Source organism: Lactobacillus sp. UMNPBX16, assembly GCF_002553775.1.
GTDB lineage: Bacteria > Bacillota > Bacilli > Lactobacillales > Lactobacillaceae > Lactobacillus > Lactobacillus crispatus.
The window spans coordinates 66,066-91,593 of sequence record NZ_PCYU01000019.1; the positions used below are offsets into that span (position 1 = coordinate 66,066).

At 37.0% G+C, this 25,528-nt stretch carries 23 protein-coding genes, 2 pseudogenes, 1 riboswitch and 1 other annotated feature; of the genes and pseudogenes, 9 read left to right on the forward strand and 16 right to left on the reverse strand.

Annotated elements, in window-relative coordinates; translation table 11 throughout:
- Positions 1-36 precede the first annotated feature (36 nt).
- On the forward strand, positions 37-1,341 hold the full coding sequence (locus CP367_RS05010; protein ID WP_089145882.1) for an extracellular solute-binding protein: 1,305 nt from the start codon (positions 37-39) through the stop codon (positions 1,339-1,341).
- A gap of 62 nt (positions 1,342-1,403) precedes the next feature.
- Here CP367_RS05010 and CP367_RS05015 read toward each other — a convergent pair whose 3' ends face one another.
- Positions 1,404-2,804 carry a hypothetical protein gene (locus CP367_RS05015; RefSeq protein WP_089145881.1) on the reverse strand — a complete coding sequence of 467 codons (1,401 nt, stop codon included), beginning with the start codon at positions 2,802-2,804 and terminating at the stop codon, positions 1,404-1,406.
- Positions 2,805-2,953: 149 nt separating this feature from the next.
- On the opposite strand from CP367_RS05015, the gene CP367_RS05020 reads away from it, so the two are divergent.
- Positions 2,954-3,451 (forward strand): hypothetical protein, encoded by a 498-nt coding sequence (locus CP367_RS05020; protein ID WP_089143551.1) that lies wholly within the window; start codon positions 2,954-2,956, stop codon positions 3,449-3,451.
- A 46-nt stretch (positions 3,452-3,497) separates the two neighbouring features.
- Here CP367_RS05020 and CP367_RS05025 read toward each other — a convergent pair whose 3' ends face one another.
- The 5 genes from CP367_RS05025 to CP367_RS05045 all read right to left on the reverse strand — a co-directional run bounded on the left by CP367_RS05025 (position 3,498) and on the right by CP367_RS05045 (position 7,376).
- A complete protein-coding gene (locus tag CP367_RS05025) occupies positions 3,498-4,418 on the reverse strand; it encodes a DUF2974 domain-containing protein (protein WP_089145880.1) in 921 nt (306 codons plus the stop codon).
- A gap of 75 nt (positions 4,419-4,493) precedes the next feature.
- Entirely contained in the window at positions 4,494-5,147 is a 654-nt protein-coding gene (locus tag CP367_RS05030) for an amino acid ABC transporter permease (protein WP_005724282.1), read from the reverse strand.
- Positions 5,148-5,164: 17 nt separating this feature from the next.
- Positions 5,165-5,806 (reverse strand): amino acid ABC transporter permease, encoded by a 642-nt coding sequence (locus CP367_RS05035; RefSeq protein WP_005720819.1) that lies wholly within the window; start codon positions 5,804-5,806, stop codon positions 5,165-5,167.
- Entirely contained in the window at positions 5,806-6,624 is an 819-nt protein-coding gene (locus CP367_RS05040; RefSeq protein WP_005724283.1) for a transporter substrate-binding domain-containing protein, read from the reverse strand. Before CP367_RS05040 ends, CP367_RS05035 begins: the two co-directional genes overlap by 1 nt.
- A gap of 11 nt (positions 6,625-6,635) precedes the next feature.
- Complete coding sequence (locus tag CP367_RS05045) at positions 6,636-7,376, reverse strand: amino acid ABC transporter ATP-binding protein (RefSeq protein WP_005720821.1); 741 nt, start codon at positions 7,374-7,376, stop codon at positions 6,636-6,638.
- Between the two features lie 233 nt (positions 7,377-7,609).
- Positions 7,610-7,857 (reverse strand) — a binding site (T-box leader).
- Positions 7,858-8,014: 157 nt separating this feature from the next.
- On the opposite strand from CP367_RS05045, the gene udk reads away from it, so the two are divergent.
- From udk to CP367_RS05060, 3 genes are all read left to right on the forward strand, one after another.
- Positions 8,015-8,644, forward strand: a complete 630-nt coding sequence (gene udk, locus CP367_RS05050; protein ID WP_013085991.1) for a uridine kinase — start codon at positions 8,015-8,017, stop codon at positions 8,642-8,644.
- 162 nt (positions 8,645-8,806) lie between these two features.
- Positions 8,807-9,100: a type II toxin-antitoxin system MqsR family toxin gene (locus CP367_RS05055; protein WP_068813670.1), complete on the forward strand. Its 294-nt coding sequence runs from the start codon at positions 8,807-8,809 to the stop codon at positions 9,098-9,100.
- Between the two features lie 17 nt (positions 9,101-9,117).
- Positions 9,118-9,501, forward strand: coding sequence for a helix-turn-helix domain-containing protein (locus tag CP367_RS05060; protein WP_068813671.1), 384 nt, complete (start codon positions 9,118-9,120; stop codon positions 9,499-9,501).
- A 60-nt stretch (positions 9,502-9,561) separates the two neighbouring features.
- On the opposite strand, the pseudogene CP367_RS05065 reads toward CP367_RS05060, so the two are convergent.
- The 5 genes and pseudogenes from CP367_RS05065 to CP367_RS05085 form a co-directional block, all read right to left on the reverse strand.
- Positions 9,562-10,952 (reverse strand): annotated as a pseudogene (locus CP367_RS05065) (MFS transporter).
- A 107-nt stretch (positions 10,953-11,059) separates the two neighbouring features.
- Complete coding sequence (locus CP367_RS05070) at positions 11,060-11,638, reverse strand: ECF transporter S component (RefSeq protein ID WP_057726755.1); 579 nt, start codon at positions 11,636-11,638, stop codon at positions 11,060-11,062.
- A 53-nt stretch (positions 11,639-11,691) separates the two neighbouring features.
- Positions 11,692-11,782, reverse strand: a riboswitch (TPP riboswitch).
- A gap of 36 nt (positions 11,783-11,818) precedes the next feature.
- Positions 11,819-13,588: an ABC transporter ATP-binding protein gene (locus CP367_RS05075; protein WP_089145879.1), complete on the reverse strand. Its 1,770-nt coding sequence runs from the start codon at positions 13,586-13,588 to the stop codon at positions 11,819-11,821.
- Positions 13,589-15,322 carry an ABC transporter ATP-binding protein gene (locus tag CP367_RS05080; protein ID WP_089145878.1) on the reverse strand — a complete coding sequence of 578 codons (1,734 nt, stop codon included), beginning with the start codon at positions 15,320-15,322 and terminating at the stop codon, positions 13,589-13,591.
- A complete protein-coding gene (locus CP367_RS05085) occupies positions 15,309-15,761 on the reverse strand; it encodes a MarR family winged helix-turn-helix transcriptional regulator (protein WP_005720830.1) in 453 nt (150 codons plus the stop codon). Before CP367_RS05085 ends, CP367_RS05080 begins: the two co-directional genes overlap by 14 nt.
- Positions 15,762-15,938: 177 nt before the next feature.
- On the opposite strand from CP367_RS05085, the gene CP367_RS05090 reads away from it, so the two are divergent.
- The gene (locus CP367_RS05090) at positions 15,939-16,757 is read left to right on the forward strand and encodes a transporter substrate-binding domain-containing protein (RefSeq protein WP_057726753.1); all 819 of its coding nucleotides are present in this window, start codon (positions 15,939-15,941) and stop codon (positions 16,755-16,757) included.
- A gap of 42 nt (positions 16,758-16,799) precedes the next feature.
- On the opposite strand, the gene CP367_RS05095 is transcribed toward CP367_RS05090, so the two are convergent.
- Positions 16,800-17,468: a type 1 glutamine amidotransferase gene (locus CP367_RS05095; protein WP_089145877.1), complete on the reverse strand. Its 669-nt coding sequence runs from the start codon at positions 17,466-17,468 to the stop codon at positions 16,800-16,802.
- A gap of 158 nt (positions 17,469-17,626) precedes the next feature.
- On the opposite strand from CP367_RS05095, the gene CP367_RS05100 reads away from it, so the two are divergent.
- Positions 17,627-18,958: an APC family permease gene (locus CP367_RS05100; RefSeq protein WP_089145876.1), complete on the forward strand. Its 1,332-nt coding sequence runs from the start codon at positions 17,627-17,629 to the stop codon at positions 18,956-18,958.
- Positions 18,959-19,184: 226 nt separating this feature from the next.
- Positions 19,185-20,504, forward strand: a complete 1,320-nt coding sequence (locus CP367_RS05105; protein WP_089145875.1) for an APC family permease — start codon at positions 19,185-19,187, stop codon at positions 20,502-20,504.
- On the opposite strand, the gene CP367_RS05110 is transcribed toward CP367_RS05105, so the two are convergent.
- From CP367_RS05110 to CP367_RS05125, 4 genes are all read right to left on the reverse strand, one after another.
- On the reverse strand, positions 20,501-21,304 hold the full coding sequence (locus CP367_RS05110; RefSeq protein ID WP_089145874.1) for an XRE family transcriptional regulator: 804 nt from the start codon (positions 21,302-21,304) through the stop codon (positions 20,501-20,503). The genes CP367_RS05105 and CP367_RS05110 overlap by 4 nt on opposite strands.
- 95 nt (positions 21,305-21,399) lie before the next feature.
- Positions 21,400-22,320 carry an aldo/keto reductase family oxidoreductase gene (locus tag CP367_RS05115; protein WP_005720836.1) on the reverse strand — a complete coding sequence of 307 codons (921 nt, stop codon included), beginning with the start codon at positions 22,318-22,320 and terminating at the stop codon, positions 21,400-21,402.
- A gap of 87 nt (positions 22,321-22,407) precedes the next feature.
- Positions 22,408-24,030 carry an ABC-F family ATP-binding cassette domain-containing protein gene (locus tag CP367_RS05120; protein WP_035443311.1) on the reverse strand — a complete coding sequence of 541 codons (1,623 nt, stop codon included), beginning with the start codon at positions 24,028-24,030 and terminating at the stop codon, positions 22,408-22,410.
- Between the two features lie 93 nt (positions 24,031-24,123).
- Positions 24,124-25,206, reverse strand: coding sequence for a M42 family metallopeptidase (locus CP367_RS05125; protein WP_013085984.1), 1,083 nt, complete (start codon positions 25,204-25,206; stop codon positions 24,124-24,126).
- Positions 25,207-25,389: 183 nt separating this feature from the next.
- On the opposite strand from CP367_RS05125, the pseudogene CP367_RS05135 reads away from it, so the two are divergent.
- Positions 25,390-25,528: pseudogene (locus CP367_RS05135) on the forward strand (IS256 family transposase); the annotation flags it as partial.

The following is a 25,528-nucleotide window of genomic DNA, read 5'->3' on the forward strand; positions in this document are numbered from 1 at the left end:
TAAAAGAAATACATGATATACATGAGAGGAAGAATCATGAAATTCTATAAAAAATTGGTACTTACTGGTGCCGCAGCTTTAGCTGTTCTAGGCTTGAGTGCATGTTCAAATAATAATTCTAGTTCATCTTCATCTAATAAGAAGATTCCAACTAAGATTAACAAGAAGACTACCGTTACCTTTTGGTATTCACTAACTGGTAATGCGCAAAGCAGTTTGCAAAAATTGACTAAAGATTTTGAAAAGAAAAATCCTAACATTACTATCAAGTTGCAAAGCCAAGGTGGCAACTACTCTGATTTACAATCTAAGTTGGTTTCAGGTTTGCAATCGCCAAAGGATTTACCGACAATTACTCAAGCTTATCCTGGCTGGCTTTACAATGCTGCCAAGAACAATATGCTTGTTAACCTAACCCCATACATTAACAATTCTGAAATTGGCTGGGGCTCATATGCTAAGAGTGGCATTAAGAAAGCTCTTTGGGATGGTGCAAACATCAACGGTACACAATATGGTGTTCCTTTCAACAAGTCAGTTGAAGTACTTTTCTACAATAACACCTTACTTGATAAGTATGATGTTAAAGTCCCAACTAACATGAGTGAATTGGCTTCTGCATCCGCAAAAATTTACCGTGAAAGTCACCACAAAGTACGCGGTGTTGGATTTGATGCTTTAAACAATTACTACATGATGCAAATGAAGGAAACTTACGGCAAAGACTTCAATAAGAACTTAAACTTTGCTGCCAAGGATTCCGTTAAAGCCATCAATTACTACGCTAATGGAGTAAGAGCCGGCTACTTCATGCAAGCTGGTACTGAAAAGTACATGTCAACTCCATTCAACAATGGTCGCGTTGCTATGTTCATCGGTTCAACTGCCAATGAAGCTTACCTTAAGCAAGGACTTAAGAAGGGTTACACTTATGGTGTAGCTGCTCGTCCAAGCACGATGAACGTACAACAAGGTACTGACATTTATATGTTCAAAAAAGCAACCGCAATGCAAAAGTCAGCTGCGTTTAAGTACCTTAAGTTCTTAACTTCTAAGTCATCACAACTTTACTGGGCTAAACAAACAGGCTACATGCCAGTTAATACTGCTGCTATCAACGACAAGGTTTACCAATCTGCCAAGAACAGCAAGATCCCAGCAATTATTGCCAAGACCTCTAAGAACCTTTACTTCTTACCAGTAACTAAGAATGCTACTGCCGCATATGATCAAGTTAATGCTAACATGCAAACCATTTTAGCTAAGGCAGGTAAAAAGCAATCATGGAATAGCGATATCAAGACTGGTAAAGATAAGCTTGATGCTGCTTGGAAGCAATAATTTTTCAAATAAAATATCTATCAAAAAAAGAAGTTCAGTATTAATTGAACTTCTTTTTTTACCTAATTATTTACTAAAAATGGATATTGAATTTGATCATTATCAGTTACATTCAACTTGTAACGAGCACGATATAAAGCCTTTTCTACCGCTAATTGCCCTGCAGTTGTGGCCATTGCAATCGAATATGACTTGTGTGGTGAATTGATCAGGATTTGACTGATAGAATGCTTAATGTATGACTGGATTAGAATGACATAATTCGATTCCTTACATGCACGTAAAACATTAGAAGCCTGTTTCATCTCGATAATTCGAGCTACTCCATTGTGTGCTTCAATCACCTTAGCCAAGTTAGAGGTTAAGCTCTTGTCTCCTACTACAACGGTAACTCGTTTTTTATCGAGGTCAAAATCAATTCGGGAAGCATAGTTTTCATTTTGCTTTTCAGACGACTGCTTCTCCTTTTTTTCTAATTGATGCAATAAAGACTTGTGTCTACCTTTAGTCTTGTGCTTTTCCGTTTCTTTATTTTTATCCGGCTTTTCCTTCTTTTCTGGAATAGTAACTTCAGCTTCGGCATAACGCCATCTAACCCTAATGAAGGATGGATCACTGACTCGCCAAACAATACTAATCAGGTCATTTTCGTGTAAGTTAAAGTGACTTACAGTATTCATGTCTAAGTATAAAATAGCTTTTTCAGGATTTACTTGACTTAGGTTTTTGCCATTAGAGTCCTGCTTGATGTATAAACCAAAAGAATCACGGTGAACTACCGCTGGACCAAATTCGATAATTTCCTCATCTGGCGCAAAAGACTTTGCATGATGCTCAACTTTAATAATTGGACGATTGCCACTGTCATTTAAGTGATCTAGCAAAGTAACTGTATCACCGTTTTCCAGCTTTTCAATTCTAGTCAAGTGTTCATTAAAATATTGTACTGAATGACCATTCTCATCCACTGCTTCTGCACCTAGCAGCTTACGTCTAATCTCATATTGTTTTTCCTTTGGTTTAGCCACAGGAATTATTTTCTTAACCACAGGCTTAGGAATAGGAGTTATGGTCGCATATTTGTTTTTATTCTTTAAAACCGTAGGACTCAGAGCTTTAGCAGCTTCTTCTTTTTTAGCTTTTTCTTTTTCAAGCTCTTCCTTCGTTTTTTTCGGCTTTATTTTTTCTACAGTATTTTCATCATTTTCTTTTTTAGTTTCTATTTCAGTTTTATTTTCTAGCTTATTCTCAGTTTTTATTTCTGGCTCATTTTTTACAGCCTGATCAGCTTTTTCCGCAATTTTAACGACTTCATTCTTATTCTCAGGTGGATTGCCTAGTACTGCCTGGTTATATATTTTACTAATAATTTTCAACGCAATCATTGACTGCTTCAGTGATTGGGGATCGCTCCCCGTCGCCTGCATTAAATCAATAATATCTTTTCTATAATCAATCGTCATATATTTACCTTCTTATTTCTTAAATATGAATATTATACAAAAATTTTTAATGCTAATCTAATTCTTTATAGATTTTTATATTATTTTTCCTGTAAAACCATTATAATAAAAGTAGTTAAAATATCCTTTATTAAACGGAGGAAACTACTATGAAAAAGAAACTATTACTTTTCGTACCCTTTTTAGCCGGTTTATTGTTCTTGGTATCTACACCAACTTATGCTAGCAAGCTTCCTAAAGGCTATGGTATTGCTAAAACCTTTACCACACCAAAAGCAACCCGTGGCACCTGGTATTATCGCGAAAAGGGTGATAAAACAATTTCTAAGGTAAAGATCACTGCTCATAGCGTAGATGGTAAAAAGCTTTACGTACCTTCACAAAAGTTCTTCGAGAAAAATGTTTACAACGTTTCAGCTAAGAAGCGTAATCAGTTCATCAAAAAAACTGAAAATATTTATGCTGCAGCTAACTATAAAAAGGGCTTCAATGTCAACAATTGGGTTAACTTAGCTGGTGATGGTGAATACTACATCCCTGTTACTAGAACTGTTAACGGCAAAAAGGTTAAGGCATTAAGAATAGCTACTGGTGCTGGTCCTTATACTGCTGCATATGCATACAAAACTAAGGCATTGGTTAAATAATCATTGTCTAACGAAAAAGCAAATTAGCATAATTTGCTTTTTTCTTTTACCGATTTTTACTTTTCCGTATTTCTCCTTCAAAAAGAGCGGTCAATTTTGCCAAACTCTTATGATCAGGATAGCGTTGAACTAATTGCTCAATTTTATCGGTAGCTAATTTTTTTACTTCTTCGGCTGAGCCCATTTTCTCTAAAAAATCTGCCAAATCACCTGAACGAGCAAGTAACTTACGCTCACTACGACTTTCTACCAGAAAAGCTTGATCAACCTTACGTAACTTCAAACTACCATCTGCATTAAAGTGATATCCTCCCCACATATGCTGCTTAATTGGTTGCATCGGTTCGCTATCCACATAACACAATTTTCCTACCATATGGTGCGTCTCAGTAATTCCTAACGTAACCGGGTCATAAATATCGACATAGTTAAAAATTTTCTCCCGCATTTTAGCCACCTGACGTCGTTCTGTTGGCGTTAATAAAAGCCAAATATTGGTTCCTTCATACAGATAAGCAGCTGCAATTGCTTCTGGATGACGACAATTAGCTAAAGCAAACTGAGCATTAATTGAACCTAACGAATGACCATAAATATAAATTCTACTACCTTTAAATTGATTAATTGTCTGATTCAATAAGTGAGCAGCTGACTTTAATTGGCTAGGAATCGTCCGTTTTCGTGCAAGCAGTGCTTTTAAAATTGGTAGATTAGTTTTAATCCATTCATCACGCCAAGTTTGTGGAGTCCCCTTTTTAAAACCATATGATCCTTTAAATAAGATTGTTATTTCATTCGGACTTGAAATGACGAAGGCTCGCATCCCATCCTTAGCATAAACATTACGACAAACAGTTCCAAGATAATGTTGATCTATTTTGATAGTATCACCCAGCTGCAATTCATCATATGCCTTTTTAGTTAATTCAACTCGTTCACGATCTGTTAACTGTGCATTTACACTCATAATTTTTCCTAAAATAAAAAACTAACTCTTACTATTATGTTAGCATGAGTTAGTTTTTTTGGATAATTTGAGCCTTTAATCATATTTTTTCTGCAAGTAATTTGCAATCGTTGACAAGCAGAAACAGACAATAAAGTACATGATTGCAATAATCACATACATTGGAATTAAGTAAGTCGTGTTCTGACTGTAAATAATTTGTGCGTGGTATAAAAGCTCTGGCAAAACAATGATAGTTGCCAATGAAGTATCCTTAACCAATGATACAAATTGTGATAATAATGCCGGAATCATATTGTGCAAAGCTTGTGGCATAATTACATGATACATAGCCTGACCATACGACATCCCGTTGGAACGGGCACCTTCCATTTGACCCGAATCAACTGAGCCAATTCCTGAACGAACAATTTCTGCTAGCATTGCACCTTCAAAGATGACTAACGCTGCAATTGAAGCTGTCGTTGGATTCGTTACAATACCTAATTGAGGTAAACCAAAATAGGTAAAGAAGATGATCAACAATAGCGGCAAGTTTCGAATAATATCAATGATAAAGCCTACAATTGCAGACACATACTTAATTTTCATGTAGCGAACTAATCCTAAGATTAATCCTACTACGAAGCTTAATGCAATTGAAATTAATGAAACATAAATCGTTACCCAAAGTCCTTGTAATAAGAAGCGGATATCGACCCATGAATATGCATGAATAAAAGTTTCCATTCTCTATCCCCTTCCTATTAGTTGACTAATTTTTTCTCTAAATGACGCATGTAGTAACTAAGCGGCAAAGTCAAGATCAAGTAGAACAATCCAACAATAATATAAGTATCAATTGTTTGGAACGTTGAGAACGCAATCAATTGTGCTTGATACATCAAGTCAAAACCGGCAACAAAGGCCAAAACTGAAGAGTTTTTAACCAAGTTGACAAACTGGTTGCCTAGTGGTGGAATCACTATCTTCATCGCTTGAGGTAAGATGACATAACGCATGGCTTGCACATAGGTCATACCGTTGGAGCGAGCACCTTCCATTTGACCAGTTCCAATTGAATTAATTCCCGCACGAACGGTCTCTGCAATAAACGCTGATGTATAAAGTGTTAAACCAATTGTCCCCGCTTGAAATCCTGACAATTTCACAATATAACGTGGAACGATCAAATAAAAGATCATGACAATTACCAGCAAAGGTATATTTCTAAAAATCGCAATATAGATCTTCGCGATCACTTGGCCAAATTTAGATGGTGCTACCTCAAGCAAGGCAAAAATCACGCCTAAAATCAAACTGAAAACTAGAGCAATAATACTACTTAAAATAGTATTCCAAAAACCTGTTAGGAAGCTGCCCCAGTTGTTAGTAATAATTTGCCACATTATTTCAAAACCCCCTTTAGACTAAAACCAGGAATTCCAGCAAACCACTTTTTAATCAAACGGTCATAAGTACCATTCTTTTGTAATTCATTCAAAGCTTGGTCGATATGATCAGCCATTTGTTTTTGTCCCTTATTAACAGCAATTCCGTAAGGAGCATTACTATAGACGCCGCCGACTAACTTATAACCAGGATTTTCTTGAGCGATACCGGCAAGCAAACCGTTGTCAGTAGTTAATGCCACACCTTGGTTAGCCTTCAATGCAGACATTGCTTGACCATAGTCATCATATTGCAAAATCCGCGCTTTAGGGGCATACTTATGTACATCATCAACTGCGGTAGTTCCTTTAACGGCCAAAACAGTTTTGCCTTCCAGATCCTTAACATTCTTGATCTTACTATTATTAGGCACTAACAAAGATGAACCGGCTGGAAAGTATGGCTTAGAGAAGGTTACTTGCTTGGCACGTTCTGGTGTAATAGTCATTGTGGCTAAAACAGCATCAACATTTCCATTTTTTAAAAGTGGGATTCTAGTGTTGGCAGTAGTAGTAACAAAATCGGTTTTAGCATCTTTACCTAGCATTTGCTTAGTTAAAGCCTTAGCCAAATCGATTTCAAACCCTTCAATATGTCCTGTCTTAATGTTCGTTAAGCCAAACAATCTAGTATCTGCTCTAACGCCCCAAACAATTGTCTTACTTTCTTTTACCTTTTGATAAACATTATTGCTAGCATGCTTGCCACAAGCTGTTAAGGTAAACGCTAATAGAATCAGCAAAGGCAAGAAAAGAAATCTTTTTATCTTTTTCATGGCGTGTCACCTTAATCTTTAGAAATAACTTTGCTTAAAAATTGCCGAGCACGTTCAGTATCTGGATGAGCAAAGAATTCTTCTGGCTTGCGATCTTCTAAAATATGACCATTATCAAAGAAAATTAAGCGATTGCTTACTTCTCTAGCAAAACCCATCTCGTGGGTAACCACAACCATAGTAATGCCTTGTTCAGCAACATATCTCATAACTTCTAAAACATCTTCAATCATTTCTGGGTCAAGGGCACTAGTTGGTTCATCAAATAAAATCACCTTAGGGTGCATTGCTAATGATCTAGCAATCGCTACTCTTTGTTTTTGTCCACCAGATAATTGACGAGGATAAGAGTCAATTTTATCGGCCATACCTACTTTTTCAAGATATTGCATCGCTACTTTACGGTTCTCATCATCAGGACGCTTTAGCACAATCTTAGGCGCCAGCATAACGTTCTCTAACACAGTGTGATTATTGTAGAGATTAAAGTGTTGGAATACCATCCCAACATTTTTACGAATCTTATTAATATCGGTCTTTTTATCAGCCAAATCATACCCAGTTACAATTAATTGACCGCTATTAATTGGTTCCAAGCCATTCATAGTTCTAATTAAAGTACTCTTACCTGAACCAGATGGACCAATAATTGAAACCACTTGGCCTTCATCAATCTTTAAGTTAATATCTTTCAATGCATGGAGCTTTCCGTAGTACTTATCAACATGCTTAAATTCAATAATTGCTGTCATGGCTTCTACCTTTCTTTCCTTTGTCTACACAATATAATTATTTTACTCTTCTTAAAGCTAAAACTAAATATTTTAGCAATTCAAAATAGTATAATAGCCTGCTAATCTTATAAATTTATTCGGTTTTAGCAAAATATATTTGTATTTAGCTAGATTAAAATAATCATATTAACGCTACTTACGAATTTATTAACTACTAACTTTTAGGATAAAGAAAAAGTCCCTCATCCCTAAACTGGGACGAAAGACTTCTTTCCGCGGTACCACCCACATTGCCTATTAGATATAGACCTACTCATGAAGCACTATCATGCTTCACCGGTGTGGTAACGTACCGGAGACGTCTCAACCTACTCTAAGAATTGTTATTTCGGTGAGCTGCTAAAAGTGTTTTTCAATAGTTCAGGGTCTATTGGCTTTTCACTAGCACCAACTCACTGTTAGAAATAAACTATCTACTTGTCTTTTTCATAGCCTTTTAATTTATTTATATGTATTTAACCTTATTTTGGGATAAAAAGCAAGCAAAATTTCTTATACTTCAAAATGAATCCGTTTTTAATACAAATAAATGCTGTTAATATTCGGAAAATAGCTTAAAATATTTAGTGATATATTGAAAAACAAAGGAGTTTGAAATGGGAAAACTTGAAAAACCCGTTATCATTGGAATTGCCGGTGGTTCTGGAAGCGGCAAAACTACCATCGCTCATGAAATTGCGGATAATATTAATGATCAAGATCGCATTATGATCATGACCCAGGATTCTTATTATAAAGATAATACTGGTGTATCAATGGAAGAAAGAATGAAAATTAATTATGATCATCCTGATGCTTTTGATATGCCGCTACTTGAGGCACAATTAAGTCAGTTAATGCACAGAAAACCGATTGAAATGCCAACTTATGATTTTACCGCTCATACTAGAAGCGATGAAACTATTCATGTTGAGCCGGCCGATATTATTATCTTAGAAGGAATTTTAGTCCTCTTCAATGAAGATATTCGCAATTTGATGGATATTAAAGTTTATGTTGATACCGATGATGATATCCGTTTTATTCGCCGACTTGAGCGCGATATGAAGGAACGTGGTCGTTCACTTGACTCTGTTATTAATCAATATTTGGGTACAGTTAAGCCAATGTACAACCAATTTATTGAACCAACCAAGCGCTATGCCGATATCATCGTACCTGAAGGTGGGGAAAATGATGTTGCAATTGACATGTTAACTACTAAGTTACAATCTGTTTTGAAATAAGCAGCAAAACACTTCTCTAAAAAATTGGAGAAGTGTTTAATTTTTTATAAAGATAAGAAATTGCCAAAAAATAATGTCTCTATCTTACGTAATTAATACTGAAAGCATTAATCAAAATGCTATGATTTCATATCAAAATTATGTAAAATGGAGGTAAATTAAGTGGAACCTATCTTTTCACTAATTAGGTTAAAAAATCTTGTTAAAAATGAGCAATTTGTCTTGGTTAACAGAAAGGCAAAACATGCAACTCCTGTGACCAAAGAATTGGTTAAGCTAATTGTTGCAGATCTTTCAATAAATGATTTTGTCAAAGTAGATAAGGATAGAGCTTTTCCAAGTGAATATGTCTGGGTCTATGAAACTACTTTTGGCGTTAAGTACTACATTAAATTCAAATTTAAGAATGATTATACATTGGTTCTATTCATTTCCTTTCATGAAGCATTATATTAATTAGGGAGGGTCTACCTATGTCTTACATTGCAAACTACACCAACAGCTATGATATTCGTGGTCACGAAATTGAAGTAACAGCTCCTGCTCGTTTTGATGATCAAACTCATCAAGTAATTCCTGATTTAGAATTAGATGATCAGGCAGCCAAGCTAGCACTACAAAAATTCCGCAAACAATACGATGTTGTATCACCTCATGACATCAAACAATTACGCAAGAAATGGAAATTAAGTCAACGAAAACTAGCCCACATTTTAGGCTGGAGTCCTTCAACAATTGCCCTTTATGAAGCTGGCGCCGTTCCCACCAACGGCAATAATCGTTTACTAAAAATTTTGATTAAAGACGACAAAATCATGTTAGAGTTCATTAAAGATAGCGAAAAAATTGAAATGTAGCAAAAGACCTGATAATCACAAAGCGAAGATTATCAGGTCTTTTCTTTATTCTAAATTATCTTAATTTTGATTATCATCTTGTGCATTAGCTGTGTCCAAAATTCGGTTATACTTCTTGGCAAAGAAGACCAAAAGCAAGACACTAGCAATAACATAAATTACCGCTGCAATGTAATAGGCATTTGCATAACCATCTTGGGTAGTAAATAAGTAAAATTCGGTGAAGAGTCCATCAATGACACCGACAACAGCATAAGCAATCTGAACTACTCCAGTAAGGCTGGACGCAAGTCCTTATCAACAATAACCATCTGAACTTCTTGTTGAATTGGCATTGTGGCATTGGCTAATCCTGTTCTTAAGAAGAGCAAAAGGCCGACAATTACAAACAAAACTGTCCCGCTACCTAAGCGACGACCGTTAGCTAGCAACAACATAACAGGCACACAGGTCAATGTACCTGCAGCAACAGAAACAATCGCCCCCATCTTCTTTTCCAAGAATGGCGCAAAGAAATATCCAATTAGCATCGCTGCTTGAACAAAGGTGTTAATGGTAGAAGTAACATCACGTGGAATGTGCAAATAACTATTCAAATAAATCGGCACATAAACAGCAACTAAACGAGCACCAAGTTGAATACCGGCAATATAGACAATCCACATCAATGTCTTCTTGCTCAAAAGCTTTTTATACATAGCCATCTTCTCTGCTCTGCTAGGCTCCTTGTCATCTGCAGTAGAACGATAATCACGTGGCACATCATGAATAAACAAAGCCAAAACAAAGGCTAACATGGTTACGGCAGCCGTAATGTAAAGCAGGATTCTGTATGAATTTGTATAATCTGCTAAAGTTTGACCAGTTAACATCTCTGACTTACCAGAAAGAACAGATGCCTCATGATAAGGAATGCCTCTAATCAAACCAAAGAACCAAACGACAGCTTTCCCACCTAAAAACGTACAGATCGTTTGTGTAATCAAATTAACAATCATTACTGTTGAGAACATCTTAGTTCTAATTTTTCCCGGAACATATGAGGTCCACATTAATGGATACATCAAATCATAAACCCCAATTGCTGTCCAAGAAATAGTATAAGCAATCATGATAACGAGCTGGTTAGTCGTGATACAAGTTAAAGCCATAAAAATCGCAGTCATTGGCGGCAAAATCAACAAAATCTTGCGATAACCCCACTTGTGAACTGTAGCGATCATTACTGACATCAAAATAGCAGTTGCCGCATTAAAAATGTTTAATCCAGAAATCAGGTGTGGCGCTACAATTTTGTAATAAGATAGAGCCGCATCATTCGTAATCCCAGTTACTGCACCCAAAATGCCGTAGATCCATAAATAAATAATAACATTATGTTTGTAACGCGGATTCCAGTTCTTAATTGCTTCTGCCTCAGCTTCCTTTTCTGCATTACTTCGTCGAGCCATATAAATCCACTTCTTTTTGAAAACGTATACAATACATCTAACTTTATTCTATCACTCAAATGGTATAAATAAAGTGTGTGTATACGAAAAGGTATGGTTTATAGTTTCTAGGCAACTTTAGGTTTTAATGCTTTATCGAAAAGATTGGTAATCAATTTCACTAGGACACCATCAAACAGTAATGATGAAATCATACTTACAATAAACATCAAAATTTGTACATTAACCTGATAATGACTCCAACCAAACAAAAAGTAACTTGGTATAAAACCACCTAAATTGGCAAAGAAAGCACCAGTCAAAACGCTCTTCCATGAGAACTTTTCATAGCGTTCTTTTTTAGGAAAAAAGCCGATCTCGTTCATTGCTCCTTGAATTAACCCCTCAAAAATAGTCAAGGCTCCCCACTGGCCACCGATCGCCATCTCAACCGTGGCAGCCAGCAATTCACCAATAGTTCCAGCTCCCTTAGTTGGTACAAAATACATCGCTAAAGGAGCAGCCATATACCATAAGCCAGTAAAAACGTTGTCAACAACCGGTGCATAACCGGTGGGTAAAAAGCTTAATTTTACTAAGTTATACACATTGTTAAAGCCATAAGTGTAAATCACACCCATGATGATCCCGATTAAGGCAACTAAAATAACTGATTTTACATTCCATTTTGACGATCTAGTAAACATAAAAAATGCTCCTTACTAACATACTGTCAGTAGGAGCACACAAATAAAAGTTAATTCTCTTGTTAGCACTTTCCCTTGCGCAAGTATTATCTTGTTCAGGTTCGAAGGGTATTATCTCAGCATTACGCACCCCTAGTGACATTTCATTTATTTATCAATTAAGTCAAGTATAGCACATTGTTAATCAAATGCCATTTGATCTGTGTAAAGTTTGTAATAAAATCCCTTTTCTTTAAGCAGTGCCTCGTGGCTGCCTTCTTCGATCACATTACCATCTTTTAACACAACAATCTTATTAGAATTCAAGATCGTCTTTAACCGGTGAGCAATCACAAAGCTTGTTCGTCCAGCAATCACAGTATCCATTGCCTTTTGAATCTTTTCTTCTGTTACCGTATCTACGTTAGAAGTTGCTTCATCCAAGATTAGGAATGGTGGATTCGTTAAAATTGTCCGAGCAATTGACATTAATTGCTTTTGCCCAGTTGAAAAGATTGAGTTAGCATCGCTAACTTGAGTATCGTAACCATCAGGCAAAGTCTCAATAAAATCATGGATATTAGCCTGCTTAGCCGCTGAAATCACTTCATCCATTGAAGCATTCGGCTTACCATAACGAATATTGTCCGCTACAGTACCAGTAAATAAGACAGAGTCCTGCAGGACGATCCCAACATTATTTCGCAATGATGTTAGTTGAATATCACGTACATCTGTCCCGTCAAAGGTTACTTTACCTGAATTAACATCATAGAAGCGATTTAACAGGTTCATAATCGTAGTTTTACCTGAACCGGTTGGTCCGACCAGAGCCACTGATTGGCCCTTATCAACCGAAATATTTACTCCGTGCAAAATTTCTTTATCTTTATTGTAGCCAAAATGAACATTTTCTAGCTTGACACCATGATTCAAACCACTAATGACCTTACCATTTGGCACTTCGTTTTCATCTTTTTGTTCTTCAACTGTAGCTAATCTTCTTGCCCCAGTTAAAGCTAATTGAATCATGGAATAAATTGAAGTAATTTGTGTCAAAGGTTGGAAATAAACTTGTGAATATTCAACGAAAGTTACAATCAAGCCCAATCCAATAGCCTGAGAAATTTGACCGGAAATAATCATCCAAGACCCCATAGCGATGACAATTGCCAAATTAAGTAAGTTCAATCCGTTCATCAATGGGAATAGGATTCCCGAATAAAATTGCCCCTTAAACAAAGCGGTTCTTACTTTATTGTTGTAGACCTTGAAGCCATCAACCGATTCTTGACGCAAACCATTGGTAATAATCACCTTTTCACCATTGATCTGTTCGGTAATATAACCATTTAAATCGCCAATTTCATCTTGCTGCTTATCGATATAAACGCGAGCTTTTTTCATTAAAAGGACACTAATAATCAAAATGAATGGTGTTGTCGCAATCGTAGTCCAAGCCAAAGTACTATTAATCGTGAACATCACAATAATTGTTCCCACGAACATAATTCCCTGGGAAATAATTTCAAAAATCGCATTGTTCATTGCGTTGAAAATATTATCCAAATCGGAAGTAAATAGCGATAAAAGTTTACCATCCTGATGAGTATCAAAGTAGCGCACTAACATCCGTTGAAACTTGGCAAATAGATTCTCACGCATGTCATTAGTTAAATCCGCATTGAACTTGGACATTACCATCCAAGCAATAAAAATCGCTATCTGGCTCAATAAGTAAAACAAGAACATCGACCATAACGCGCTATAGAACGTGTTCATGGATGCTGTACCCTTTTTTAAATCAACCAAATAAGTAGTTAAAGCGGTAACTGAACGGCCTAAATATGTAGGTGCCATAACCTGTGCACCACTCGAAATCAAAGAAAGGATAACCACAATAGTGATTCCCTTCCAATAAGGCTTCAAATACTTAGCAAAATAGCGCAATGCCTTTTTCGTATTACTCATTTATTCATTTCCTCCTTTCTTACCTTTTTGTGTCTTGAAGATTTCTTGGTAAACCGGCGAAGTCTTAAGCAATTCTTCATGCGTACCTTGTGCCACTAATTTACCGTCATCTAACACTAAAATTGTATCGGCATTAATCACTGAAACAATCTTTTCCGCAATGATAAAAGTAGTAGTATCAGGCAGCTCATGCTCTAAAGCTTGCTGTACTTTCTTCTCACTTTCTGCATCCAGAGCAGAAGTTGAATCGTCCAAAATCAAAATTGGTGCTTTAGCAATCAAGCCACGTGCAATAGATAGACGTTGCTTTTGCCCACCGGAAAAGTTAGCAGAACGCTCCTCTACTTCATGATCGAAAGAATCGTTATAACGCTCAATAAATTCTGATGCTTGCGCCATATTGGCAGCACGCTGCAATTCATGTAATTTAGCCTGAGCATTACCTTGACGCAAATTAGATGCTATTGTACCTGAGAAAAGAACCGCTCGCTGCAGCACAAAAGAAACAGTTTTGCGTAATGCAGCTTCAGTTACATCCTTAATATTTTGACCGCCAATTTTTACTTCACCCTTAGTTGGATCATATAAACGAGCAATTAATTGGGCCAAAGTTGATTTACCAGCACCTGTTGCCCCAACGATACCAACCATTTGACCTGGCTTAATCTTAAACGAAATATCCTTTAAAGTAGGATCATCCCCATCAGGATAAGTAAAGGAAACATGATCAAACTCTACGCTACCGCTAAGAGGTGCAACCGAACCACTTTCCACAAACTTGACATCTGGTTCAGTCTCCAATACCTCACGAATACGTCCAAGAGAAATATTAGCTCTTGAAAATTGCATTAAGGTCATTCCGGCAATCATGATCGTAAATAGCAGGGTTAAAACATAGTTCACGAATGGACTGACTACCGCAATATCACTTGGATGTGCCGTAATATTTTTACCAATTAAATAAACAATTAAAGCAATTACGGTATAAGCGATCATCTGAAAAGCTGGCATAATTGCAGAGAACCAGTAACCAATCACAATGTTGTAGTCATTCAATTGGTTCGAAGTTTGATCAAACTTTTTAATTTCTTGTGGACCTTGATTAAATGACTTAACCACTCTCACACCTTGCAATGTTTCTTGTGCTTGATTAGAAATTCGGTCCATCATTTCTTGGAATTTGGTAAACAAACTATTCATTTGTCTTAAAACGTAAGCGCCAAAACCAAAAATAAGTGCAACCATGACCACTGGTGCCCACCAGAAGCGCGGAATAATCACGATACAGAAGATAAATGAACCGACAATTAAAATCGGCAACCGCAACATCTGCATAAATAGCTGCATCATCATGTTCATTACCTGGTTCATATCGTTGATCAACCGTGTAGTTAGAGAACCTGCTGAAAATTTCTTAATATTACCAAAAGAGAACGTTTGAATCTTAGCATAGGTATCTTCACGCAGATCACTAACTACTCCTTGTGCAATTTTCGCTGCAAAATAAACTTTAAAAATACCCGAAATAATTGCAATTATACCTAGGACTACTAGCCAGATTCCATCAGACAAGACCGCTTGCTTCTGATTCGCCATCAATGCCTTTTGAATATTTTCCAATAATTTAGGCTGATATAATCCAGAAAACGCTGAAACTAAGATAGCAATAATTGCACAAACAACATCTTTTTTATAACGCTTTAAGTATGGAAGAATTATTTTAAAGTTTTCCATTTTTACTCCTTTCTTCACTTAAAAAATGCCAAAAAGTAGTGCTCCATTCTTCTGAAAGCTTAGCTAACAATTTCATTTTGTCAGTTCCCATGGCTTGAGCCGTTTTTTCCTCTAACTCAAATAGAGGACGCAACCTGTCATAAGCATATTTCCGCCCTGCTTCGGTAAGCTGGCAAAATCGAACTCGCTTATCGCTAGGATCAACAGTCATCGTGATATGATCATGATCACGCAGAATCTTAATTCCTTTGTTAATCGACTGCTTGGGTAAATCACTCAGATTTACTAATTCTCTTTGTGTCAATTTTCCCCGAATCAGTAATTCATACATGATTACCACTAAATAGTCCGGCAAGTCATGATCCTGCTCCCATTGGCTATAAGCACGGCTGCCATGGATAATTGATAGATTTAATTTTTCTGTCTCACTAATTTTCATTACTTCACCACCATATTTAGTCTACATGCATGCCAAATATATTAGTATGCACATGGACTATTGTCAAATCATTTTGTCAAAAATAAGACTATAATTAAAGTAAAGAAACAATTTTTGCATCTAAATTTCAAATTGGTATAATAAAAAAATCATCAAGTAAAACAAGGCAGGGATTATATGCGTAAAAAGTTTTTATTAATAATTTCAATAGTGGTCCTGTTTGCTTTGCCATTAAGTGGCTGTAAGCAAAACAAAAAGCAAAACGTTTATCAAGCAGTTAAAACTAGTAAAACCATTAACTGGGGCGTCAAAGCCGACACGCCATTATTCGGCTCAATAAATATTAAAACAGGCAAACTTAATGGCTTTGAAATTGATTTAGCTAATGCATTAACCCATGAAATGCTAGGCAAAAATGCCAAAGCCAATTTCATAACAACAACGGCCAACACCAAGATTCAGCTTCTAAAAAACACGAATGTCGACGCCGTCATTGCAGCAATGACCATTACGCCTGAACGTAAAAAACAAGTCGAATTCAGTCACCCTTACTTTCCTGCTGGACAGTCAATTATGGTTGCTGACAGTAGCGCCATTAAAAATGCTAAAAATTTGAATAACAAGAAAGTGCTTGTAGTTAAAGGAACTACTGCCGCCGATGCTATCCATCAAGTTGCTGCTAAAGCGGAAATTTTACAATTCGATGATTACGGCCAAGCTTTTGCCGCATTAAAAGCTGGACAAGGAGATGCCTTTGTAACTGATAACGGAATTTTAGCTGGGATTTTGCGTGATAGTTCCGGCTATAAATTAGTTGGCGGCACCTTTACCAACCAGCCATATGGTATTGCAGTTAATAAGGGGCAAAATGACATGCTCAAGCATATCAACACTGCATTAGCAAAACTAGAAAAGAATGGCACATATAATCACCTAGTTAAAAAATGGTTTGGCAACATTCCTGGTATGAACATTAAAGAACTAGAAAAGAAGTAAGAAAAAAGGCTAAGATCAAAATTTTGATCCTAGCCTTTTCGCTTATTTAGCAATGAAATCAAGTAAAGTAAACATTACATCTTTATTTTTCTCAGGCACACCATGATTAATAATCTCTGTAGGCGTTTGATGTAAATCATTATTTTCTAAAGCATATGCTCCATCATTAATAGCAATCTCACGCACATTATCAATTTGCGGTTCAAAGTGGAACTGCAACCCAATTACATTATCTCCCAGTAAAAAGCCTTGATTCTTAACTAGATCACTAGAGAATAATAACTTAGCTTCGGTTGGAATTTCACTCATTTGTTCATGCCAATGAAGAGCTGTTAACTTATCCGGAATTCCTGTAATAGTCTGATCTTGCAAATAAACTGGTGCCCAACCTACTTCCTTAGCGGGTGCATCAAGTACCTTATAGCCCAAAGTTTTAGCAATCTGCTGGCTACCAAAACAAATTCCCAAGATCGGCTTGTGTTGATCTAACATTTTTCTAATCAACACACGTTCATTTTTGACCCAATCAAGATCATCATTAGGACTGTTTGGACTGCCTAGGACTACTAATAGATCTGTTTCATCAACAGTTGGCAAAATACCAAAATTCCCTGGATAGTAAACGAACATTTCGTTATCTCTAGCATGGCACCAGGCTTGAATAGAACCAGGTCCCTCATTAGGTGCATGCTGTAATACATTAACGCGCATAAAATCCCTTTCTCACTCAACAATATTTGTTTTTCATTCTACACTCAACCTTAGTGGTAAACAAGAAGAGTCAATTAATCTTTTATCGTATTTTTAGAAACTATATGTCACCTTATATGATATAATGTTATACTTATTTTTACATCTGGAGGACTTTCATGGACAATCACCTTAAACGCAGTATTGGCTTAGGTTCTGCACTTTCAATTATCGTTGGAACCATTATCGGTTCTGGAATTTTCTTTAAACAAGCTTCAGTTTTAGATAGCGCAGGCTCAACCTTTATGGCACTTTTAGCATGGATTTTAGCTGGGATTATCACATTAACCGCTGGCTTAACGATTGCGGAAATCGGTGCCCAGATGCCTTATACTGGTGGACTTTACGTCTATATTGAAAAAATTTACGGCCGCGTTTTAGGTTTTATGGCTGGTTGGATGCAGGCTATTGTGTACGGTCCTGCTATGATAGCTGCAGTTACCGGTTTTTTAAGTATTATGGTGACTAATCTCTTTGGCATCGGCACCGAATGGCGTATTCCCATTGGTTTGATCACTATCATCGCTATCGGCGGTTTAAACTTTTTAGAAAATAAAGTCGGTGCAGCCTTTGCTATAATCACTACAATTGCTAAGATGATCCCTATTTTTGCAATTATCTTCTGTGGCATCTGCTGGGGTGAGCAAAACGCTGTCGCCCAAACTGTGATTGAGCTGAATCGATCAATAGGTGGTCTTGGCGTAGCCGTTCTCGCTGCCCTTTTTGCCTATGACGGTTGGATCTTTATTGCAAATTTAGGTGGTGAAATTAAGAATCCACAAAAATTATTACCCAAAGCAATCATCATTGGAATCACTACAGTATTAGTAATTTACGCGTTAATTACTATTGGTATTTTTAGTTTCATCCCTGCCGATAAAATTCATGCATTAGGTCAAAATTCAACCACTTATTTGGCTGACGCTATTCTTGGTCCAATTGGCGGTAAAGTTCTATCTGTCGGCATTATTATCTCAATGCTAGGCACTCTCAATGGAGAAATTCTCACCTTTCCTCGTATTATTTACGCTATGGCTAAGCGCGGGGATTTGCCTTTCTCAAGATTTTTATCATACGTTACACCTAAGGGAAAAGCACCAGTTATGGCTACTATGCTCTTAATTACCTTAACTGGAATTATGATGACTTTCTTCGATCCTGATTACCTATCAAATCTCTGCGTCTTCACAATTTATAGTTTCTATGTTTTAGCATTCTTTGGCTTATTCATTTTAAGATACAAAAATAAGGACCAACGTCCTTTCAGCGTGCCATTTTATCCCCTAATTCCTTTAGTAGCAATTGCAGGTGGGCTCTTCGTTTTAGTCAGCCAATTCTTCAATGATCCCGCTGGCGTTTTGCTTTTTACTGGAATTACCGCTGTCGGCTGGCCAATTTTCTTTTTAGTTAAAAAGATGAGCAAAGCACAGAACACGATTATCGAAGACTAAAAATCTCAAATTTTTCTTGTTCATTTTTAATAATTATGATATTCTAATTAAAATTAATTTAGGAGATTCAATTATGATTTATCAAGACACCACATTGGCATACTCATCTAGCTCAAGTTCCAACTGAACTTGAGTGATTTTGGTGTACGTAAATCAGCAGCCGGATTCACTCAATCGTTTCTAGACGATAAGGTGAATCCGGCTATTTTTGTATAAAGGAGAAAAAATGGACAACAAGCTTAAACGCAGTATTGGTTTCGGCTCAGCTTTTTCAATTGTAATCGGAACTATCATCGGCTCTGGTATCTTTTTTAAGCAGGCTTCTGTTCTTGACAGTGCAGGTTCAACTACAATGGCCTTATTAGCTTGGATTTTTGGTGGTCTAATTACCTTGGCTGCAGGTCTCACCATTGCCGAGATAGGGGCGCAAATGCCCTACACTGGTGGTCTTTATGTCTACATTGAAAATCTCTATGGCCGCATTTTAGGCTTTATGGCTGGTTGGATGCAGATCATCGTGTACGGTCCTGCAATTATTGCCGCCGTTGCTGGTTTTATGAGCATCATGATGACTAACTTTTTTGGTTTGAATCATTCATGGCGCATTCCTTTGGCTTTAATCACAGTTTTAGCAATTGGAATCATGAATTTCTTCGAAAATAAGGTAGGTGCAATCTTTTCGGTCATAACCACGATTGCCAAAATGATTCCGATTGCTGTAATCATCATTTGTGGAATCTGTTGGGGTCAACAAGATGCGATTAACCAGACTGTAGCAGAGGTTAGTCAACACACTAGTAACTTCGGTGTTGCTGTTTTAGCCACTTTATTCGGCTACGATGGCTGGATTTTAATCGCTAATTTAGGCTGCGAAATGAAAAATCCCCAAAAATTATTACCTCGAGCAATCATTGCAGGAATTACAGCTGTTTTGGCTATTTATACCCTAATTACAATTGGGATTTTCCGCTTCATCCCCGCTAATCAAATTCACCAACTAGGCGAAAACACTACTACTTATCTAGCTAACGCGGTTTTCGGTGCAATCGGAGGTAAAATTCTTTCCATTGGCATCATCATTTCAATGATGGGAACATTAAATGGGAAAATGCTGACCTTTCCTAGAATCGTTTATGCCATGGCTAAACGAGGAGATTTACCTTTTTCTAAATACTTAGCCTATGTTACTCCTAAAGGAAAATCTCCCGTTGTTGCTACTTTGTTTATCGTCCTTTTAGCCCTTTTAATGATGATTTTCTTTGATCCAGACCACTTATCAGATCTTTGCGTCTTTACAGTTTATTGCTTCTATCTTTTAGCCTTCTTTGGAATTTTTATCCTAAGAAAAAAGAATAAAGCAGAGCGTCCTTTCAGTACTCTACTTTATCCTTTTGTGCCTATAATTGCTATTTTAGGCGGTTTGTTTGTCTTAATCAGTGAATTAATTAATGATCCAGCTGGTGTTTTACTTTTTGCTGGAATTGTCATTATTGGATTACCAATTTTTTACGCCGTTAAGCGCATGAACAAACATCGTTTGCATTAAAGCGACCTTTCTACACTGTAGCTTGCTCGCCACAACTCTTCCATTTTAGCTAAACGATGCCAATCCCCTTTTTGACACATTGTATATAAAGCATGTGCAGGATCATAGGCAATTGGATTACCTTCTGTTTCCTTCAAATAAGCTCCAACAATGTTGATTAACATCATCCGAAAGCGTTCAATCTCATTTCGGCTAAAGTAAGTTTCAAAATACTTGCTGGTTAAGCAATCAACCGTTGCTTGCGAGGCCTTATGCAAAGAAGCCGGATTCTTACGATAGTTATATAAAGTATAGGTTGAAGTTCCTGTTGCCTTACTTAAACTAGTAATCTTCACATTGCGATCAGTTACCAATTTTTCTGCTCTTTGTACATCGGTTAAAATTTTCGGATGCTTAATGTGAGGAGGCATCGGAATACGTTTGCTTAACTCTGCAATTACTTTTTCAGCAGCTTCCCTCATTTGCTGAGTGGCTACTGTCTCACTTACCTTGTCATCAAGCAATTCTCCTACAACGAAAGTATGATCAGTCACTTCATACCTTCTAGTAATTGCATTGTAAAAATGGCCTTCAACCCCTGTGATCTTAACTGCATCAGTTCCAGCTTTCTCATAGTCAAAAAAGATGTGTTGTTGATCACCAGTTAATGGTGAAAATGGTAAATTATCTAACGTAAAAACTTGTACATTTAAAGTATAATCTGAATGAACGGAATCTTCTGCATCACTACGATACATTTTCACTTCCCGATCATGAATAAAATCTTCAAAAATAAGATTTTTTCCATATTTTTTTTTCATTTCTTAATCCCCTTTTATATAGTCCTATTATCCATTATAAGCAAAAAACTAGCTTTTAAAAGCTAGTTTTTTGTTTTTATTAGAAAATATTCGGTTTAGGGCAAATAATTACCAGCAGCTAAGTATAAATCGTACCACTCTTGTCTAGTCAATCGAATCTTGGCACCTTTAGCAGAATCCCTAATGTGTTGCGGATTCATTGATCCAACTAGCATTTGAATATTTGCAGGATGACGTAAAATCCAAGCTGCAGCGATCGCATTTTTACCTACCTCATACTTATCGGCCAGTTTTTGCAACTCTTGATTCAACTTGGGGAAGCCATCATTATCAATGAAGGTCCCTTCAAACATGCCATACTGGAATGGTGACCAAGCCTGCACAGTAACTTTGTGTAGACGGGCATAATCAAGAAATTGGCTATCACGATCAACTGATGGTTTATCTACCATATTCATATGCATCCCAAAGTCAATCATTCCTGTATGTTTCAGGCTAAATTGTAATTGATTGAACATCAAGCGCTGGCTCAAGCAACTTTGTAACAATTTAAATTGAGCCGTATCAAAATTAGATACGCCGAAAAAGCGCACCTTACCTGCTGCCTGTAGTTGATCAAAAGCCTCAGCTACTTCTTCTGGATCCATCAATGCATCTGGTCGGTGAAGTACTAATGAATCAAGATAATCTAGTTGCATTCTTTCCAAAATTTCATCAACACTATGCAAAATATGTTCTTTAGAAAAATCATAACGTTTTCCTGGAACAATTCCTGTTTTAGATTGAATAAACATCTCTTCACGCTTGATCTGCATTTGGCTAAAAGCTTGACCAAAAATCTCTTCTGATTTTCCACCGCCATAAATATCAGCAGAATCAATGAAGTTGATCCCAGCATCATAGGCGGCTTGAATTGCCACTTGAGCCTCTGGAACTGATTTTTGATTCATTCGCATAATGCCAAGTGCCATCGCTGGAATGCTTAAAGTAGTACATCCCATTTTAATTCGTTTCATAATGTAAGTCCTTTCATTCTTTATTTACCTCACATCATGAACCAAAAATAGCTAAGTTTCAACCACAAGAAATTCAATAATCTTTTATTAATATATCTTAGCTACTGCCGATTGAATTGATTCTTTATCTAAGAATTCGTCATAACTCGTATCTTGGCGACTAACAATACCTTTAGGTCCAACTTCGATAATGTGGTTAGCAATAGTCTGAATAAATTCATGATCATGTGACGTGAATAAAATTGAACCTGGATATGAAACAAGGGCATCGTTTAAGGCCGTAATTGATTCCAAGTCTAAGTGGTTAGTTGGATCATCCATGATCAATACATTAGCCGGTTCAAGCATCATTCGGGACAATTGACAACGAACCTTTTCCCCACCGGAAAGTACTTTGATCTTCTTTTCAATTTCTTCCCCACTAAAGAGCATTCGACCCAAGAATCCACGCAAGAAAGTATTATCATCTTGTTCCTTAGTCGCATATTGCCGTAGCCAATCTAAGATTGTGAGTTCATCATTATTAAAGTTAGCATTCAAATCGCGTGACATGTAGTTAAAGGCAGTTGTTTGACCCCAAGTCACTGTCCCAGTATCAGGCTTAAGCTTACCAGCAACGATATCAAGCAGCGCAGTCGTTGCTAAAGCGTTACGTGATAAAAATGCTACCTTATCACCAGGACGCACGATGAAAGACACATTATCCAGAATCTTTTCACCATCAACTGAATAAGAAACATTTTCCACCTTAACTAGGTCATTCCCTAAGTCACGGTGCATTTCAAATTTTACAAATGGATATTTACGACTCGATGGTTTAATATCGTCCAAGGTAATTTTATCAAGTTGTTTCTTTCGAGAAGTTGCCTGACGTGATTTAGATGCATTAGCAGAAAAGCGGGCAATAAATTCTTGCAATTGTTTCATCTTTTCTTCTTTTTTAGCATTTTGGTTAGCAGCTAATTCATTAGCTAGTTTGCTCGATTCATACCAAAAGTCATAGTTACCCACATAAAGCTGAATCTTACCACGATCAACGTCACACATTTCAGTACATACTTGATTTAAAAAGTGTCGGTCGTGGGAAACAACAATCACAATGTTAGGGTAATCAGCCAAAAAGTCTTCTAACCATTCAACGGTATGAACATCCAAACCGTTAGTCGGTTCGTCCAATAGCAAAATATCAGGATTACCAAACAAAGCTTGGGCCAATAAGACCTTAACTTTTTCGCTTTCAGGTAAATCCTTCATCATCATTTGATGTTCTTCTTCAGGAATCCCTAATGATTGCAGCAGCTTAGCCGCATCCGCTTCCGCATTCCAACCATCAAGTTCTGCGAACTTGCTCTCTAATTCAGCTGCCTTAACCCCATCTTCATCACCAAAGTCAGGTTTGGCATAAAGAGCATCTTTTTCTTTCATTACTTGATACAGTTCCTTGTGCCCTTGAATTACTGTGTCCATGACAGAGAAGTCTTCGAAAGCAAAGTGGTCCTGGTTCAAGCTGGACATGCGCTCATTGGGATCAATTGAAATTGAACCTGTTGTTGGTTCCAGTTTCCCCTCTAACAATTTAAGAAAAGTTGACTTACCGGCACCATTGGCACCAATTACGCCGTAGCAGTTGCCTGGAGTAAATTTTAAGTTAACGTCTTCATAGAGTGTGCGGCCACCAAATCGTAAACTAACGTCGGATACTGTAATCAATCTCTTTACCTCGCTTAAAATATAAAATTATGTTTAAGTATATCAAAAAAGATGGTCCCTTATAATAGAGAATCCATCTTTTTAAGCAATTTATTAAAACTTTTTGAAGCTATCTAGCTTTTCCTGGGTAATATCACGAATAATTGCAGTAGCTAAATCAACTGAAGCCTTAAAGTCCTTATAACTACTGAAACAATATGGTGAGTGTTCATAGCGCACCGGAATACCGATGACAATTGTTGGCGCACCATTTTCGTAGTAAATTGCAGCGCCATCCTGACCGCCACCGGTTCTAACTGAACGAGTATATGGAATATTATTTTTATCAGCTAAATCACATGCATATTGTTGGAACTTAGGATTTGGTAAAAATGTCGTATCCATATCGCGCAACATTGGGCCACGTTTTAGACCAGTTTGAGAAAGCCAGTCAGGCGTAAAAGTATCATCAGCTGGACAGCTTTCGAGTACCAGACAAAGATCTGGCTTAACTTTTCTAGCCGTTACATAGGCGCCACGCAAGCCAACTTCTTCTTGACTAGAAAGTGCAGCCACCACGTCAAAGTTAGTTTCTTCACCCTTCAAATTATCAAGCACATCAACCATCGCACCAGCACCAAAACGATCATCAAAGTCTTTACCGAAGAATAAACCGGACTTTTCATGATATTCACACTTAACATCAACAAAGATAGGGCAACCTGTATCAATCTTGTAGTCCTTGATTGTCTCCTCACGGCTAGAAGAACCAACATCAATTGACATATCTGCCACATCAGGTACATTATTGCGCTCAGCTGCTGTCATGAAGTGAGGCGGCTTAGTTGCTACAACGCCAGGGATATATTCTCCATCACGATTGCGCACTTTAACGCGCAAGGCTGGAATATTATATTTTACCCAACCACCAAGTGGAACAAACTTAATTAAACCATTAGGGCGAACAGCTTGCGTAATGAAGCCTACAGCATCTGAGTGCGCATCAAGTTGAATTACCGGTCGATTTCCCTTATTTTCTTTCTTGGCGGCATAAACATTGAGCATCCCATCTACCTCAATATCTGCCGTTTTTTCCGCATAACTAGTAAACAGCTTAACGAATTCTTCCTCAAAGCCCGAAGTTGAATTGGCATCTGAGAATTCTTTCAACATTTGGATTTCTTGTTCTTTTTGCATAATTTTTCCTTTCTATAAAAAACGCTTAATTTAATTTTACCGAGAAAAACAGTGAGACTGTAAAATAGTTTGTGTAAGGATGACTGATTCCTTAAATTTATTTCTTTAAACATTAGAAAAAGGAGTTCCTTTCTCGTATGATTGGTTTGAACAAAAAACACATACAGAAAGAAGAACTCCTTCATGAATGATTTTACCAAAGATTTTGCTCAAGCTCTATTCAATCCAGACAAAATAAATGATTTATTGCGCAAAGAGCTACAACAGGCTGTTAATAACTTGTTAGAAGCTGAATTGACTGCATTTCTGGGCTATGATACAT